Below are 15,775 nucleotides of genomic sequence, written 5' to 3'. Positions count from 1 at the left end.
ACCATCAACTCATATTTTCTAATAAAGCCTTAGCAAAAGTACTAAGGCTTTATTTTTTTCATGAGGATTAGTTTCGGTTTCGCGGTATTTGTCGTAATCTTATTAATAACATAATCATCATTTAGCGAACTATGAGCCAGAATAATCTAATTGGTGCTACCGGTTACCGCTTTATCTCGAAAGGTAAGACCGCTTTTAAGATCCACATTCATACACCCGACGATACGGTATTACATCGTTCAGTTGGCTTTGTTCGTATGGGGGAAGACAAAGCACTCAAGAAAACCATCAAATTAAGAGATGAGCTAGGTAGACAGCTTTGGGGCAAGTTTTGGCCAAAGGTCCTCAAAGAACCTTATCTCATGACACGTCTGCCTCATAGTTTAGAGCCTAAAATTGTATTTAAGCCTAATCCAACGCAGAGTGACCCTGAACATCGCGACGAGTGCTACATAGCGAAATGGCGTGTTTTCTCTGAGAATGGTGATTACAAATATAGAACAAAAGTATGCTCTATACGAAAACACGGTCGACTCGCAGCCTACAGCCAAACCAAACGAGCACTGCTTGAAGCTCACAAAGATGTGATTGAGCTGCTTATCTTTATGGGACGATTGAACAGCATTGATCTGAAGTAGTATCAACCTCGATAACTTCGTTAGAAATTTTGGATTCTGACGTACTGGAGTTGGTATTCGAGCTGAGAGGCTGATTATCAGATACAAAAACAGCCGCGCATTGCGGCTGTTTTGATTTATGGCTAACCATAGTGACCATTTAGCATGCTATTACATACTAAATAGACCATCTAGCTTCGGCATATCTCTGCCAGCGTCTTCAATCGACGTTTTGACTCGTTTACATAGGGGTTTCTTTGATCCCATGCGTAGCCCGCCAAAATCGAACATACCATTTGCTTTATCTTCAGGTTTGGTTCTTGATAGAAAATCACATCCTGAAGAGCCCCCGAGTACCACCCTTCAACATACGTTCTAAAAGTATTTACCCCAATCATCAATGGTTCAGCGTATTCACGATCCCAGTCGACTTTCTCACCATTGAGTTGTTTTTCCACACACTCAACCACAAACTGAGCCGACTTCATCGCAATAGTCACTCCCGATGAAAATACAGGGTCAAGAAATTCCCCCGCATTACCCAGTAATGCATACTTATCGGTTGCAAGATGTTTAACGTTGACAGAATAGCCACCAATTTCGCCTGCGGGATTTGGATACTCCGCATTTGCCAAAATCTCGGCCAAGCCCGACTCTTCTGTTGCCAGCTGCTTAATCGCCGAAATCTTGTCTTCTGGGTATGATTCAAAGAATTTAGGTTCCCCTACCACACCGAATGAAGAGACTCCGTTACTGAAGGGAATCAACCAATACCAAACATCAGGATTGGTTGGATGTACCGAGACCAAAATTTTACTGCGATCGTATTCAAGATCAGTATCCGTTGCTGAGATATGATCATTAATATGTGTGAAGATAGCTTTGCGCGGAGGAAGTCGTGATGGCTCTTCTAAATCGAGCATCTTGGGTAACACTCGACCAAAACCACTACCATCAAGGACGTATTGAGCCTCTAGCTGATAACGCTCTCCACCCTGTATTTGTACATCTAGTACAGTACGGTCTTCAGCGAAGTTAATGCCTATCAGTTCATGTTGGTAATCAATGGTAACACCCTGCGCTTCAGCACAGTCTGCCATTACCTTATCAAAAGTACCTCGTTGAACCTGAAACGTCGTTCCCGGCCCAGAAGAGAACTTATCTTCAAAATTAAACGCCGTATAAACACCATTTTTACGAAAAGCCGCGCCATCTTTAAATTGGAAGTTAGCATTAGCCACAGCTTCGCTCATGCCCGCTTGTTCGATCACTTCCATGCACGCAGGTAACAGGCTTTCACCAATAGAAAAACGGGGGAAAAGGCTCTTTTCAATCACTCGAACATCGATGCCTTTTTTATGAAGCAAAGACGCAGCAATAGACCCAGATGGGCCAGCTCCGATGATCACTACTTGAGTTGACAGTTTTTTCATTAATTTAAGCCATGTTTACCATGATTATTTCGCGTTAGCTTTCAGCTCCAGAAGCGTATGCCCAAGACCGATATCGTCGGTACGAGTCACCACATCAAAGCCAGCCTCTTCCACTATCTCTAGGAAATCTTCACTGCGGTAAAAGCGGCTGTTGCCGTTGGCCAAGCAAGTGAAGTAGAGAGACGTCGCATTTAAGCTATAAGAAGCCGCATCGTATTTCTGTGCATCCCAAAACAGTTCAAGGATATAAACAGTCGCGTCTTCTGACATATGAGAGCGAACACGCTTTAATATGCTAAGAATTTCCATTGGCGAGAAACAATCAAGGAACTGACTCATCCACCACACATCCGTACCTGTCGGCAGCGCTTGCTGTTTATCAAGCATGTTAGCGGGGAATGGAGTCACTCGGTCTTGATGACCGTGCTGTGTTGCGTTTGCCATTGCCATTTCTAATTGCTGCGGCAAATCGACAATCGTCACCTCGACATCAGAGTCGTAGTTACAACATTGCATTGCCCACTTACCTGTATTACCGCCAATATCCACCAGCGATTTAGGCTTCTTACTGAAAACTTTCTCAAGTAACACAGGGAACGAACGATCTGAATAGAAATGATCAAACTTAAACCAACTCTCTTTTGCTTTTTCTGGCAATTGAGACAAACCTTGGTAAATCGTTTCCCAGTCACCCAGCTCTTTCAAGCCCGCGGGTGTACCTTCTTCTATTGCTTCGGTTAAATGCATCATCGCGGCGTAACAGACATCAGCCGTGAAATCCATATTTGCGTTGGTCATGCCATCGTGCAATAGATAAAAACCTAGGTTAGCCATTTTATAATGGGGCTTATCCCAAGTAACGATATCAGCACTCAACGCCATATCAAGCAGAACTTTGACACCGTATTCGGATACACCCGTTGCTTGAGAAATAGTTTCAGCGGGTAAACCATCATTGCCCGCGTCATCTAACGCTTTCAAAATACCTAAATCACGAAGTGTACGAGCTGTATGAAAAACAATAGGAGCAAAAGACAATTTTTGCGCTTCTGTTTTTGCTTCTAATGCGTTAAATGGATCTAATTTATATTCCGACACGAAAAACCTAACTTTAAAATAATAGAGAGCTACATAGCAGCCATTTGTGCAAGCTTGCGTTTAATATCAACGTTCAAGTTATTAACCCAACGGTTGTAATTACGGTGTATTTCACCATCGTCGTACTTCAAATTCTCTGATTCGACGTAAAGAATAGAGTAAAACTTATCATTATATGGAATATCAACCACAGCATGATGTGAACGGACATACAGTTCAGCACGGATTAGGCCTGGCTTAATTTCTGAAACCAACCAACCTCGGTTCTCAGCAGACTCATAAATCGCTGATTTCACCTGTTTACTTTGAAGATTCAAAGCAACTGGAGTATCCTCAACATTCATTACAGGTTGGACACGTCCACAGCCTGCAAGAACGAGTATAAATAACATTGAAACGGCTATTTTTAGTAATTTCATTTAAACTCCTTACCCGTGTTTATTTATAAGCATGCATAGTATTAGTTAGACCCAAAGTAAATCAATACTCTATGTCAAATCAATCCCAATTAATGTCGTTTAATATTGAAAAATGGTCAGCAAATTCGCCAGGCCTCTATTCCGTTGCCGAGTGGCAAACGTGGAGCACTCATTTAGATTGGCCGCAAAATGGCTCAACCGAATTTAAAGCCATCCCTCCTATGATGCGTCGCCGAATGAGCCTGCAAAGCAAACTGGCCGTCCAAACCGCATTAACCCTATTAAAAGATACCTCGATTGATTATCTGGTTTTTGCCAGTCGGCATGGTGAGCTCCACCGAACTGTTGCTTTGATTCAATCAATATTAGAAGGTGACGATGCCTCTCCAATGGCGTTTTCCCAATCAGTACACAACACCGCAGCAGGCCTAACAACGATTGCTGCAAAAGCACCGATTCCACTGACCTCTATCGCTTCTGGGCAAGATACCTTTCACAACGCCCTGATTGAAGCTTATCTTTACCTACATCAGTATCCGTCACATCGTGTACTCGTCATTGACTTCGACCAACCTCTGCCTGATGTATATCGAGAATACGAAAATCAGCACTATGCTGACTACGCTCTAGGTTTAGTACTCACTGCAGGCAGTGACTACTCGGTTTCGAGAGCAGTAACAAGTAAACCAATCGCTAGCCCCCCCAAAGTTAGAGACAGCTCAGCCGCTGATTTACCACAAGGCCTACAAACGCTACAACATATCCTATTGGGAACACAGCATTGGACTATTGCTGGTAAGCACCAAAACTGGTCCTGGGTCAATAACGCCCAAGCTGGTGCACAGAAATGAGCAAAGTAGGCCAATGTTGGCGAGTATTCGCGACGGGGCTCTGCTTTACCATCTTTGGTTTGGGAGGCTTAGTCTTAAGCTTCTTAATCTTACCTTCGATCGCCCTAACGACTCGCAACGTCATAGAAAGAGAGCTCAAAGCACAACGATTAATCCGTTTCTCATTCAATGCATTTTGCCAAATAATGAAGTTCACAGGCGCGATTGATTACCGAATTGATGGCGCCGAACTGCTCCGCGAAGATCGCAACTGCATCATTGTCGCCAATCACCCTAGCTTGATTGACTATGTACTGATCGCCTCTCAACTTCCTCAATGTGATTGTCTTGTTAAAGCGGCAATATGGGAAAACCCGTTTATGAAGAGGATTGTCAAAGCAGCGGGATACATACCCAACCAAACCCCTGACGATCTTTTAGAACGCTGTGAAGAACGCTTTTCGCGTGGCAATGTATTGTTAGTTTTCCCTGAAGGAACTCGCACAACGCCAGGAATTGAACCATCCTTACAACGTGGTGCGGCACAAATTGCCACTCGAACACAAACCGACTTACGCGTGATTCATATTACAGTTTCTCCGACATTCTTAACAAAAGAGAAAAAATGGTATCAAGTTCCTGCCACTAAACCCTTTTTTCATATCGCAGTGAAAGGTAAAATAGACGTCGCACCCTTTATTGAGAATTCAAACAACTTAACTTCGGCAGCAAGGCGCCTCAATCAACACCTTGCACAGACTATTTTTCCTTCCGAAGAGAATATTTAGCTCATCAATAAAACAACTGGTGATATCAGCGTTTCGAAAATACATCACATAATGTAGAATCGCCCCCCTTGAAGTAGCATTTAGATAAAGTACTAAGTAGGCCTAAGTGGAAACATTACACAACGAACTAAAACAACTGATTATCGACGCACTGAATCTTGAAGATATGAGCATTGATGAAATTGAAACGGAAGCACCACTGTTTGGTGATGGACTTGGATTAGATTCTATCGATGCCCTTGAGCTCGGCCTTGCTATCAAGAAAAAGTACAACATTGTTATCGATGCCGACGATTCAAACACTCGCCAGCATTTTGCATCGGTTGAAAACCTAGCTAACTACATTTCATCTAAAACAAACAACTAGACAGATCTTTATGACACAAGCTAACCAACAAGAAGTATTCAACCAGGTTAAAGATGCGCTTATCGAGCTGTTTGAGCTTGATGCTGAAGATATCACTCCAGAAGCACACCTTTATCTCGACCTCGATCTCGACAGCATTGATGCCGTTGATTTGGTCGTTCACTTACAGAACGTTACAGGTAAGAAGATCAAGCCTGAAGAGTTCAAAGCAGTACGCACCGTTAATGACGTTGTCGAGTCTGTGGTTGAACTATTGAAGGACGCATAATGCGTCCTCTGCTGACTTTACTGTCGGCAATCATACTTTTCACTTATCCAATAGCGGTTTACTTTGGACTCAACAAGTTTGGCCTACAAACCGTTGGTATCGTCTTAGCCGCTATTTTTGCTGTCCGCATTTTCACCGGTGGTCAGGCTAAAATCAAAGAGCTAAAACACCTAGCTTGGATCAGCGGAAGTGCCGGAATTGTTCTGCTGGCATTAGGGTTAACCTTCAAACAGCACGGCTGGCTAACTTATTACCCCGTCATCGTTAATGTTTGTATGCTGGTTGTGTTCGCCTCGAGCCTATGGCAACCGCAAACGATTATCGAGCGGCTTGCTCGCCTCCAAGAGCCAGAGCTTCCACAAAGTGGCGTTGATTACACACGAACAGTCACCAAAGTTTGGTGTCTGTTCTTTGTTATCAATGGCTCTATTGCCCTTTACACCTGCTTCCAACCTCTTGAAATATGGACCCTATACAATGGCTTACTCAGCTATCTGTTTGCAGGGTTGCTCTTTGCAGGAGAGTGGGTAGTAAGACAGCGCATTCGTCAGAGTTAAATTGTTATGACCCAAACCGTCTCTTACACTTCCTTGTCTGAACTTCTCAGTCAGAACAGATCGCCTGATTCTATTGTCTGCTTTGACGACAATAGCGAGATTTCGTGGCAAACATTTAACGACGACTTATCTCAACTCGTACAGCTTTTATCTTCATCCCCTTTTCAACGAGTTGCGATTTGCACCCAAGACAGCTACCTATTTTCAGTGGCCTTTTTAGCGTGCGCAGCCAGCAACAAACACATCATTTTACCGGGCAATTATCAACCGTGTGCGCTTTCTGAGCTGAGTGAGCATTTTGACTATCTGTTGGTCGATGATGCGATTGGTGCAGTGGAAATAAATGAAGTTCGCAATATCCAAACCTTATTAGACACCGAAATACGAGAACCTCTAACCGATAATCTTCCCGCCATTGAGTTAGCAGCAATCCAATTGACCTTGTTTACTTCAGGCTCAAGCGGTACACCAAAAGCAATCCATAAGACCTTAGAACACCTAGATATTGAAATCGCTCAGCTAGATAAAAACTGGGGCGCCTTGCTTAAAGACAACCAAGTCCACAGCACCGTCTCACACCAACATATCTATGGTCTGTTGTTTCGAATCTTATGGCCGCTTTGTTCTGGAGTTCCATTTTCTCGAAACAATCTTGAGTACCCGGAACAGATCCTGTCTCACGCTAACAAGCAGAGCGTGCTGATCAGCAGCCCTGCGCTACTCAAACGATTAAAACACGAGACAAAGTCTACGCATCTAGCGGGGGTGTTCTCTTCTGGTGGCCCTTTACCTACCGAGTCGGCTCATCAATCACGAGATCTGCTTGGGCATTTACCTATCGAGGTGTTTGGCAGCACAGAAACCGGCGGCATCGCGTTTCGTCAGCAACAGAGCGTTCAAACACCTTGGCAGCTTTTTGACTGTATTAAGGCTAGTCTTAATAGTGAGAATTGCATTAAGTTATTGTCGCCGTACATCGACAAAAACAACTGGTATCAAACCGCAGATGAGTGCGAAATGGTCTCAGAGAATCAATTTATATTGAAAGGCCGAACCGACCGAGTGATCAAGATAGAAGAAAAACGAGTATCACTGGTTGAAGTTGAAAAGCGACTGGAGCAACTACCTTGGATAAGCGAGTGTGTGGTCATTCCCTTTGAAGAGCCTGAACGCTTAATTTTAGCATCGGTTTTGGTATTATCAGAGGAAGGCCAAGTGACTCTCGCAACCATGAGTAAAGGTAAATTCTGGTTAATGTTACGTTCAGAACTCAGAAAATGGTTAGAGCCAATCGCTATTCCAAGAAAGTATCGTGTTGTTGATGAGATCCCCCTCAACAGCCAAGGCAAGCGACTAACCTCTCACATAGAGCAGCTCGTCAAATCATAAAAATCACTGGTCGCATTTTATACTGAGATTATCTTTTATATTTTTGTCAGAAGACCCATTTTAGCCCAAGGATTCTAAGCACACGCTATGGATAAGAGAAAACCAAACGTCATTGCTGTTGACACTGTAGAGAAAGAATCGACCCTGACACTCCATGTTACCGGAGACATCACCGATTTTAAGGGGCACTTTAAGAGCTTCCCTATTCTTCCCGGTGTGACACAAATTGACTGGGCACTTCACCATGCTGTCCAAAAGTTAAATGTCCCTGGTTACTTTAAAGGTATGGAGGTCATCAAATTCCAAGAGCCTATCCTTCCTGACGCCACAATCCAGCTATCACTCAAATGGGATGCTGACAAAGACAAGCTGAGCTTCAGCTACACCTCAAACAACGGTGAACAGACCCACTCTTCAGGAAAAATGAAGCTGGGAGAGAAAAGTGAATAGCGCTCCTGCTGAGGCTGCTTCTCAACACGTAACAAAAGAAAGCGACTACAAAGCTTGCTTCCTAATTCCGTGCTTTAACCACGGCGAAACCATGCCTGCAGTGGTGTCGTCACTCCATCATTTTGAGTTGCCGATCATCATCGTTGACGATGGCAGTGAACTCACCACGAAACAGTTTCTGGCTCCCCTAGTAGAGAATTCGAACGTAACCTTGGTGACGCTAGAGCTGAACCAAGGCAAAGGAGGTGCCGTAAAGGCTGGCATCAAGCGAGCACAGGAGCTCGGCTTTAGTCATGCCATTCAGATTGATGCTGACGGTCAACATGACCTAGACGCCCTACCCGCATTAATCGAAGCGTCACAAGCTAAGCCCCAGCGCCTGATCTCAGGTCAGCCTGTCTATGACGATAGCGTACCGAAGGCAAGGCTCTACGGGCGCTACGCGACACATATTTGGGTGTGGATAGAAACTCTATCTCTCTCAATTAAAGACAGCATGTGTGGCTTTAGAGCGTATCCAATCGATAAGACACAAACAGTACTGAATAAATACGATGTCGGTTCGAGAATGGACTTCGATATCGAGATTCTGGTTCGCTTATACTGGGAAGGTTGCGACATTGACTTCATTGAGACGCGAGTCATCTACCCTGAAAATGGTGTCTCTCATTTCGATGCGCTGTGGGACAACGTAAAAATCAGTTGGATGCATACTCGACTGTTCTTCGGCATGCTGCCAAGAGCCCCTAAGCTGATTGCTCGTCACTTCAAATCAAATTCTGAAGATCACCTAACAAGTTCGACACAATTTTCAGAAAGCAATCAGGCGCAGCAGACACCAAATAGCACTGAACAGCCTCATTGGTCCAGAACTCAAGAGCGCGGCACAGTTCTCGGTATCAAACTGTTGTTAGCTGTGTACTCACTATTAGGCCGAGGTGTATTCAACCTAATTTTGCGCGGTGTGATGCGTTACTACCATTTGACAGGCAAGCGCGCGCGAAACGCTTCTGAGCAATACCTATTCCAGCTTAAGACATACGCAGAGCAACAGAATATTGAGTTACCCGCTGAATTAACCAGTTATAACCACCTGCTTTCGTTTGGCCACACCATGCTAGACAAATTAGCCGCATGGAAAGGTGATTTCTCAGTCGATAACCTGACTATTCATGGTCAAGAGCAATTCGAAAGTATGGTGGAAAACCAGCAAGGTGTGCTAATCCTAGGTTCTCACCTTGGTAATATCGAATTGTGCCGCGCTTTGGGACGTCGACACTCACACATCAAAATCAATGCGCTGGTCTTCACGGAACACGCCGAACGCTTTAATTCGGTGATGAAAGCGGTAAACCCACAGTCTGATTTAAACCTGATTCAGGTGACATCGATGGGCCCTGATACCGCCATCTTGTTGCAACAAAAATTGGAGCAAGGTGAATGGATTGTGATCGTTGGCGATAGAACCTCCACCAGCAAAGAGAGTCGCTCAGTATGGGCAGAGTTCTTGGGTAAAGAAGCTCCCTTCCCTCAAGGGCCATTTATGTTAGCCTCTGTTCTCAAAGCGCCAGTATTCTTATTGTTTGGCCTACGAGATGACTCACAAACCAAACCGCATTTTAATGTCTATTTTGAGCATTTCAGCGACAAGATAGAGCTACCAAGGAAGACTCGCGAACAATCTTTACAGCAAGTCGTGCAGAAATACGCAGACCGACTTCAGCACTACACACTGAAAGCACCGCTTCAGTGGTACAACTTTTTTAACTTTTGGACATTGAGCAAGCACCATGACGAAAAAAAATCCAAATAGCATCACCTTTGGTGCCGAACGCCTCACGATTGAGGATGTTGTCGCTATTTCACAAGGCGCAAAAGCCTCGATGAACTCAAGCAATGAGTTCACATCAAAGATCAACCGCGGTGTCGCTTTTTTAGAACGCCTATTGAAAGAAGAAGGCGTGATCTATGGTGTGACAACGGGCTACGGTGACTCATGTACCGTTGCAATTCCGCCAAACCTTGTTGATGAATTACCACTGCATCTAACGCGCTTTCATGGCTGTGGTTTAGGCGAAATACTGTCTCACGAACAATCTCGTGCAGTATTAGCGACACGTCTTTGTTCATTGTCACAAGGTGTCTCTGGTGTGACTCACGATTTGCTCAACCAGATCGTCACTCTGATCAACCAAGATATCTCGCCGCGCATTCCTCAAGAAGGATCGGTTGGTGCCAGTGGTGATTTAACGCCGCTGTCTTATCTGGCAGCTGCACTGATTGGTGAGCGCGATGTCATCTACAAAGGTGAAGTTCGCCCTACTAGTGACGTTTACAAAGAGCTAGGGATTAACCCTATCAAGCTTAAGCCAAAAGAAGGCTTAGCATTGATGAATGGCACATCAGTAATGACGGCTTTAGCTTGTATCGCCTACAAACGTGCAGAATACCTAGCTCAGCTGTCGACTAAGATCACCGCAATGGTGTCTGTAGGTATGCAAGGCAACGATTTCCATTTCGATGAAGCGCTGTTTGCAGTGAAGCCTCATCCGGGTCAACAGCAAGTTGCTGCATGGCTACGTGATGACTTACAAGCGGATCGTCCGCCACGTAACAGTGATCGCCTACAAGATCGTTACTCACTGCGTTGTGCCCCACATGTGATTGGTGTGGTTCAAGACTCTCTGCCTTGGCTACGCCAAATGATTGAGAACGAGCTTAACAGCGCTAACGATAACCCAATTATCGATGGCGACAATGAGCGCGTACTGCACGGTGGACATTTCTACGGTGGTCATATCGCAATGGCAATGGATACACTAAAAACAGCGGTAGCCAACCTTGCAGACCTACTTGATCGACAAATGGCGCAGTTGATGGATTACAAGTTCAACAACGGCTTGCCATTTAACCTAACCGGTGCTGAAGGCGAACGTAAACCAATCAACCACGGTTTCAAAGCGGTACAGATTGGCGTTTCAGCTTGGACAGCAGAAGCATTAAAACACACCATGCCAGCAAGCGTGTTCTCTCGTTCAACTGAGTGTCACAACCAAGACAAAGTCAGCATGGGCACTATTGCGGCTCGTGACTGCTTACGCGTTCTTGAACTGACTGAACAAGTAGCGGCAGCATCACTTCTGGCGGGGACACAAGCGCTTGAACTTCGTAAACGCCATAATGAGCTTGATGAGCACCACATGAGTGAAAACCTAAAGCACATTCGCGACGAAGTGCTTAAAGAGTTTGAATTTATCGTAGAAGATCGACCACTTGAAGGCGATCTACGCCACTTCATTGCTCGTATTCAAAGTCAACACTGGTCACTTTACTCCTAGAGTAGCTAACCCTTTATGCAATATTGTTGAGAGCGATTTATGTCTGAAATCCTTCATCCATTAAAATCAGAGGTTACTTTAGTAACCTCATTCCAAGATGCCGACCCAATGGGCGTGATCTACCATGGCAACTACTTCCGATTTTTTGAAGAAGTTAGGCGCATCATGATGGATAAGATTGAGTACAACTACCATGAGATGAAGAATTCGGGCTACATGTGGCCGATCATCGACACGCGCGTAAAGTACATCAAAGCGATACCGTTTAATCATCAGATCACGGTATCCGCTAAGTTAACTGAATGGGAAAACCGCTTGCGTGTTGACTACGAAATTCACGATGCCAACACCGGTGCTCGTATGACACGCGCTCACACCATGCAGGTTGCAGTAACCATTGAAGAACAAGATATGTGTTTTGCTTCGCCGAAAGTGTTTACCGATAAAGTCGAACACTGGCATCAATTTGGCTGCTTACCCCAATCAATTGAGCAGCAATCAAACGATCACCAATCAGAGCAACCGCAAGTACCTAACACACAGCAGCAGGTGAAACATGAGTCTGTTTAAACACGGGCGTAAGCAAATCAGTATCGCACTGCTAGGGCTTGCCTCAATGATGGCGAGTCACTTGGCTGGCGCTAGCGAGAACACGAATGCTGTCGGTTCTATTACAGAACTACAAGCCGTGTTAAGCGAAAATAGTATCGTTCGTGGTCAATTTACTCAAACGCGCAACATGGAAATGTTCGCCCAACCTCTAACATCACAAGGTACTTTCCTGTTAGACAAGTCGCATGGTTTGCTTTGGACACAAGTGACCCCCTTTCCTGTGAGCTTGGTGCTAACCGATAACAAACTGAGCCAAAGGTTTGCCGATCAACCCGCTAAGATCATTACCGATAAAGAAAACCCAATGGCATTTTATTTCAGCCATATATTCCTGTCGGTGTTTCACGGGGACACGCAAAAACTTCAAGAGCAATTCTCACTGTCATTTGAACCAACGACTGCGACAAATTCTGATGAAAGTGCAAACTCAAGTTCACAAGACACACGATGGACTCTCACTCTAAAGCCAAAGAATGCGCCAATGAACGCGGTGTTTGAAGCCATCACACTGCAAGGACAAGGTGACATTGAACGTATCGAACTTAGAGAAGTTCGTGGGGACAGCACAGTGATCGAATTTAGCCAGTTAAGTCATCTACCGGAAGTATTATCAGATGCTGAAGCGCAACAATTCCAATTCTAGCCTAGCCCTTGCTTGGCTTGTTGTCGTAATACTGTTTAGCGGATTGTTGATCAAACAATTCGCTTTTTCTTCGTCGGTACCCATTGAAAGCAACATCATGAAATTGCTGCCAGAAAACCAGCAAGATCCCATGGTAGAGCAAGCCTTTCAGCAAATATCCAGCTCGATGAGCGAGCAAGTGGTCTTTATCATAAGTGCCTCCGACGTCGAACAAGCCATGACAGCGACTGACGCTTTTGAAAAAAAACTTAACCAAAGAGCTTTCTCAAGCCAGCCAACTCTGTTTAAGCAAGTTCAAGGAAAAATCAACGCCAGTACTCAAAGCCAGTGGAGCGACTTCTATTTTCGTCACCGAGCTCAACTGCTGACCCAACAACAAAAAGAGACGCTGACACACTCGCCGGATTCGCGAGCTCAATATGTCATTCAGTCTCTGTACAATCCGTTTTCAGGCGTCACTGCAGCAGAGCTATCTCTCGACCCATTTCTGCTATTTCGCGACTACATCAGTGCAGTTGGCGTTCAATCAAGCAACTTTGTTCTGAAAGAAGGCTACCTCACAGCCCAGTCTAATGAGCAAACTCATATTTTGGTGACGGCGACTCTGGCAGGTTCGCCTTATAGTTTAGCGATTCAAGAGCAACTTCCCGATCTTGATTCAATTGAGCGCGAGATCGAAAAGCAGTTTGGTGTCAAAGTGAAGCATACCGGTGTGGTGTTCTACGCCAATTACGGTACCGAAAGTGCGAAATCAGAAATCAGTACCATTGGTTTGGGCTCATTGGCAGGTGTAATTTTATTGGTGTGGCTAACATTTCGTAGCGCCCTCCCACTTGCCTTATCCTTACTTTCCATCAGTACTGGATTATTGGTTGCGCTGGCAAGCACCGTCGCTATCTTCGGCAAGGTTCACCTGTTTAGTTTGGTGTTCGGTGCCAGCTTAATTGGCGTATCCATCGACTACTCCTTTCACTACCTGACTGATCGCTTGGCGGCAGGTAATCAATGGCAAAGCGACAAAGGGTTGAAACATATTATCGTTGCGATCACCTTGGGTCTGATCACCAGCTTGATTGGCTACCTAGGCTTGTTGGTGGCGCCTTTCCCGGGGTTACAGCAACTTGCTCTTTTTTCGTCGATTGGACTGATCGCAGCTTACGCCAGTGTGGTGTGTTGGTATCCGGTTTTAGCGGCAAAACCAAGCCAAGAACGCCCTCTTCCTCTGTCGAAGCTTTGGCATACTTGGTTAAGCCTCTGGAGCAACCAAAAATTTAAAATTGGCTTACCGTTAGCTGTGACTGTCTTGAGCCTGATATCAGTCAGTCAAATTCGCTACGACGACGATATTCGTCAACTTCAAGCGATGCCTGATCAACTCAAACAGCAAGAACAAGCCATTACTGAGATATCAGGATTAGGCAGTGGTCAAAATATGCTTCTGGTGACTGCCAAGAGCGACCAAAAGCTACTCAAAAAACTGGCAGAAATCACCACAAGCTTAGATTCTTTGGTCGATAGCCAAGGTATCTCTGGATATCGCAGCATCAATCAACAGTTGTTAAGCAAACAACAACAGCATGATAACTATCAATTGGTTAAACAACTTTATAGCCAGCAAAGCCATATCTTACAGAACACTCTTGGTTGGCCTAGCTTTCCAGATCTTCCTAAGTTCGAGGCAATCACGGTATCTGTATTTTTAGAATCACCAGTGTCAGAACCTGTTCGACCACTTTGGTTAAAACCGATCGATGGGCAAGCCGCGTCGGTCATTTTGATCAAAGACGTCACAGATTCAGAACAGTTCTCTCAATGGCTCGATTCAAGCTTTGCTCAGCAACAAGGTGTTAAATACCTTAATAAAGCCGATGAAATCTCTGCTCTCTTTGCGGAATATAGAGTCAAGATCACCGAGTTGTTATTGATAGCATTAGCGGCTATTGGCATGGTGTTGGGTTGGCGTTATGGTGTGAAGCAAAGCCTATTAATGCTGTTGCCTTCATTAATTGCCGGAGTCGCTGGTTTAGCGGTCACGGGAATTTTAGGCTCGACACTGAATCTGTTTAACCTGCTTGGACTGATTCTGATTCTAGGGATTGGTATCGACTATACCCTGTTCTTTGCTGAGCAGAAGAAATCACTAAGCACCTTATTGGCGATTACTTTGTCAGGCCTCACAACGCTACTCTCATTTGGCTTATTGTCACTGAGTCAGACTCATGCCATTCATAGCTTCGGTGTTACCGTCCTAACTGGTATTTTCGTCGCGTGGTTGCTTTCGCCACTTGCAATCAACAACCAACAAGCAGCGGAAAAATCAAACTCTCGAGAGGCTTTTAGATGAACAAAACAATCAAGATAGCGCTCGCCGTTGGATTGGGCTTACTACTCAGCGCTTGTTCGATGGTGTCTCAACAGCCTACAGGCGCAAGTGTCGCAATCGACAAAGACACAGAGCTCGCCTTGCCGCTGCCTGCTGAACTGGGATACTCATTTACGGCAAGTCAGCTGATCAGCGCAACATGGCAAGATGATACGCAGCAACTTCCTGTTCAAGTCGAAGTCACATCAGACAAAGTCGTGTTGGCGGGTTTCTCCTCTTGGGGTACTCGCATTCTATCGCTGCAATACCAAAACCAAACGATTGATACTCAAGTTCTATCTGGTCTTGGCGCTACCCTGCCGCTACCCGAGCAAGTACTATTTAATTTGATGCTGACTCTATGGCCAGTTGAAGCATGGGCTCAACCTTTACAAGACATCGGTTGGTATTTGGTCGATACCGAAAACAGCCGCACCGTATTTGATGAAAACCAACAGCCAATCATTAAAATTGATTACCAAGCAGAGCCCGGAACACACAAAACCGCAGGCAACATTGTTTTCAAGCATTTGATTCAAGGCTACACCATCACGATACAAACGTTGAACTCAACGATTGTCGATAACCCAAGTAAGAGCTAAAC

Annotated in this window: 16 protein-coding genes and 2 pseudogenes; 15 read left to right on the top strand and 3 right to left on the bottom strand. The window is 44.9% G+C overall.

Translation table 11 applies throughout. From position 1 onward, the window contains the following. Nucleotides 1–131 precede the first annotated feature (131 nt). Nucleotides 132–638: a hypothetical protein gene (locus AB6D07_RS02715; RefSeq protein ID WP_009848584.1), complete on the top strand. Its 507-nt coding sequence runs from the start codon at nucleotides 132–134 to the stop codon at nucleotides 636–638. 170 nt (nucleotides 639–808) lie between these two features. Here the strand turns inward: AB6D07_RS02715 and AB6D07_RS02710 are convergent, their stop codons facing one another. The 3 genes from AB6D07_RS02710 to AB6D07_RS02700 are packed head-to-tail and all read right to left on the bottom strand — an operon-like array spanning nucleotide 809 to nucleotide 3,567. Then, nucleotides 809–2,050, bottom strand: coding sequence for an NAD(P)/FAD-dependent oxidoreductase (locus tag AB6D07_RS02710; protein WP_017103992.1), 1,242 nt, complete (start codon nucleotides 2,048–2,050; stop codon nucleotides 809–811). Nucleotides 2,051–2,074: 24 nt separating this feature from the next. Further along, nucleotides 2,075–3,148 carry a methyltransferase gene (locus AB6D07_RS02705; RefSeq protein WP_017103991.1) on the bottom strand — a complete coding sequence of 358 codons (1,074 nt, stop codon included), beginning with the start codon at nucleotides 3,146–3,148 and terminating at the stop codon, nucleotides 2,075–2,077. 29 nt (nucleotides 3,149–3,177) lie between these two features. After that, on the bottom strand, nucleotides 3,178–3,567 hold the full coding sequence (locus tag AB6D07_RS02700; RefSeq protein WP_017103990.1) for a hypothetical protein: 390 nt from the start codon (nucleotides 3,565–3,567) through the stop codon (nucleotides 3,178–3,180). 71 nt (nucleotides 3,568–3,638) lie between these two features. Between AB6D07_RS02700 and AB6D07_RS02695 the strand changes: the two genes are divergently transcribed. The 14 genes and pseudogenes from AB6D07_RS02695 to AB6D07_RS02630 all read left to right on the top strand — a co-directional run bounded on the left by AB6D07_RS02695 (nucleotide 3,639) and on the right by AB6D07_RS02630 (nucleotide 15,773). Continuing rightward, nucleotides 3,639–4,418, top strand: coding sequence for a beta-ketoacyl synthase chain length factor (locus tag AB6D07_RS02695; RefSeq protein WP_017103989.1), 780 nt, complete (start codon nucleotides 3,639–3,641; stop codon nucleotides 4,416–4,418). Continuing rightward, nucleotides 4,415–5,185, top strand: coding sequence for a 1-acyl-sn-glycerol-3-phosphate acyltransferase (locus AB6D07_RS02690; protein ID WP_009848589.1), 771 nt, complete (start codon nucleotides 4,415–4,417; stop codon nucleotides 5,183–5,185). Before AB6D07_RS02695 ends, AB6D07_RS02690 begins: the two co-directional genes overlap by 4 nt. 106 nt (nucleotides 5,186–5,291) lie before the next feature. Further along, nucleotides 5,292–5,552, top strand: a complete 261-nt coding sequence (locus AB6D07_RS02685) for a phosphopantetheine-binding protein (protein WP_009848590.1) — start codon at nucleotides 5,292–5,294, stop codon at nucleotides 5,550–5,552. A 10-nt stretch (nucleotides 5,553–5,562) separates the two neighbouring features. Continuing rightward, on the top strand, nucleotides 5,563–5,820 hold the full coding sequence (locus tag AB6D07_RS02680) for an acyl carrier protein (protein WP_009848591.1): 258 nt from the start codon (nucleotides 5,563–5,565) through the stop codon (nucleotides 5,818–5,820). Further along, nucleotides 5,820–6,377 carry a septation protein IspZ gene (locus AB6D07_RS02675; protein WP_017103988.1) on the top strand — a complete coding sequence of 186 codons (558 nt, stop codon included), beginning with the start codon at nucleotides 5,820–5,822 and terminating at the stop codon, nucleotides 6,375–6,377. The genes AB6D07_RS02680 and AB6D07_RS02675 overlap by 1 nt, the downstream gene beginning before the upstream one ends. Nucleotides 6,378–6,383: 6 nt before the next feature. Continuing rightward, on the top strand, nucleotides 6,384–7,766 hold the full coding sequence (locus tag AB6D07_RS02670; RefSeq protein ID WP_017103987.1) for an AMP-binding protein: 1,383 nt from the start codon (nucleotides 6,384–6,386) through the stop codon (nucleotides 7,764–7,766). A gap of 87 nt (nucleotides 7,767–7,853) precedes the next feature. Beyond that, nucleotides 7,854–8,216, top strand: a complete 363-nt coding sequence (locus AB6D07_RS02665; RefSeq protein WP_017103986.1) for a 3-hydroxyacyl-ACP dehydratase — start codon at nucleotides 7,854–7,856, stop codon at nucleotides 8,214–8,216. After that, nucleotides 8,209–9,001, top strand: a pseudogene (locus AB6D07_RS02660) (glycosyltransferase family 2 protein); the annotation flags it as partial. The gene AB6D07_RS02665 and the pseudogene AB6D07_RS02660, both read left to right, overlap by 8 nt. A gap of 62 nt (nucleotides 9,002–9,063) precedes the next feature. Continuing rightward, nucleotides 9,064–10,029: pseudogene (locus AB6D07_RS02655) on the top strand (glycosyltransferase family 2 protein); the annotation flags it as partial. Then, nucleotides 10,007–11,554 (top strand): histidine ammonia-lyase, encoded by a 1,548-nt coding sequence (gene hutH / locus AB6D07_RS02650; protein WP_017103984.1) that lies wholly within the window; start codon nucleotides 10,007–10,009, stop codon nucleotides 11,552–11,554. The pseudogene AB6D07_RS02655 and the gene hutH, both read left to right, overlap by 23 nt. A gap of 39 nt (nucleotides 11,555–11,593) precedes the next feature. Next, nucleotides 11,594–12,124, top strand: a complete 531-nt coding sequence (locus AB6D07_RS02645; protein WP_017103983.1) for a thioesterase family protein — start codon at nucleotides 11,594–11,596, stop codon at nucleotides 12,122–12,124. Beyond that, nucleotides 12,111–12,809: an outer membrane lipoprotein carrier protein LolA gene (locus AB6D07_RS02640; RefSeq protein WP_017103982.1), complete on the top strand. Its 699-nt coding sequence runs from the start codon at nucleotides 12,111–12,113 to the stop codon at nucleotides 12,807–12,809. Before AB6D07_RS02645 ends, AB6D07_RS02640 begins: the two co-directional genes overlap by 14 nt. Further along, entirely contained in the window at nucleotides 12,781–15,153 is a 2,373-nt protein-coding gene (locus tag AB6D07_RS02635) for an MMPL family transporter (protein ID WP_017103981.1), read from the top strand. Before AB6D07_RS02640 ends, AB6D07_RS02635 begins: the two co-directional genes overlap by 29 nt. Further along, complete coding sequence (locus AB6D07_RS02630) at nucleotides 15,150–15,773, top strand: DUF3261 domain-containing protein (protein WP_017103980.1); 624 nt, start codon at nucleotides 15,150–15,152, stop codon at nucleotides 15,771–15,773. Before AB6D07_RS02635 ends, AB6D07_RS02630 begins: the two co-directional genes overlap by 4 nt. Nucleotides 15,774–15,775 lie beyond the last annotated feature (2 nt).

The sequence above is a fragment of the Vibrio sp. 10N.239.312.C11 genome, assembly GCF_041466065.1.
GTDB classification, from domain to species: Bacteria; Pseudomonadota; Gammaproteobacteria; order Enterobacterales; family Vibrionaceae; genus Vibrio; species Vibrio tasmaniensis_A.
Note: the sequence above shows the minus strand (reverse complement) of the source record. Positions and strands in the feature narration are given on the sequence as shown.

Bases quoted from the DNA above. Each gene is read 5' to 3' on its own strand.
- AB6D07_RS02715 (WP_009848584.1), top strand. From the start codon at position 132: ATGAGCCAGAATAATCTAATTGGTGCTACCGGTTACCGCTTTATCTCG.
- AB6D07_RS02710 (WP_017103992.1), bottom strand. From the start codon at position 2,050: ATGAAAAAACTGTCAACTCAAGTAGTGATCATCGGAGCTGGCCCATCT.
- AB6D07_RS02700 (WP_017103990.1), bottom strand. From the start codon at position 3,567: ATGAAATTACTAAAAATAGCCGTTTCAATGTTATTTATACTCGTTCTT.
- AB6D07_RS02695 (WP_017103989.1), top strand. From the start codon at position 3,639: ATGTCAAATCAATCCCAATTAATGTCGTTTAATATTGAAAAATGGTCA.
- AB6D07_RS02690 (WP_009848589.1), top strand. From the start codon at position 4,415: ATGAGCAAAGTAGGCCAATGTTGGCGAGTATTCGCGACGGGGCTCTGC.
- AB6D07_RS02680 (WP_009848591.1), top strand. From the start codon at position 5,563: ATGACACAAGCTAACCAACAAGAAGTATTCAACCAGGTTAAAGATGCG.
- AB6D07_RS02675 (WP_017103988.1), top strand. From the start codon at position 5,820: ATGCGTCCTCTGCTGACTTTACTGTCGGCAATCATACTTTTCACTTAT.
- AB6D07_RS02670 (WP_017103987.1), top strand. From the start codon at position 6,384: ATGACCCAAACCGTCTCTTACACTTCCTTGTCTGAACTTCTCAGTCAG.
- AB6D07_RS02665 (WP_017103986.1), top strand. From the start codon at position 7,854: ATGGATAAGAGAAAACCAAACGTCATTGCTGTTGACACTGTAGAGAAA.
- hutH (WP_017103984.1), top strand. From the start codon at position 10,007: ATGACGAAAAAAAATCCAAATAGCATCACCTTTGGTGCCGAACGCCTC.
- AB6D07_RS02645 (WP_017103983.1), top strand. From the start codon at position 11,594: ATGTCTGAAATCCTTCATCCATTAAAATCAGAGGTTACTTTAGTAACC.
- AB6D07_RS02640 (WP_017103982.1), top strand. From the start codon at position 12,111: ATGAGTCTGTTTAAACACGGGCGTAAGCAAATCAGTATCGCACTGCTA.
- AB6D07_RS02635 (WP_017103981.1), top strand. From the start codon at position 12,781: ATGCTGAAGCGCAACAATTCCAATTCTAGCCTAGCCCTTGCTTGGCTT.
- AB6D07_RS02630 (WP_017103980.1), top strand. From the start codon at position 15,150: ATGAACAAAACAATCAAGATAGCGCTCGCCGTTGGATTGGGCTTACTA.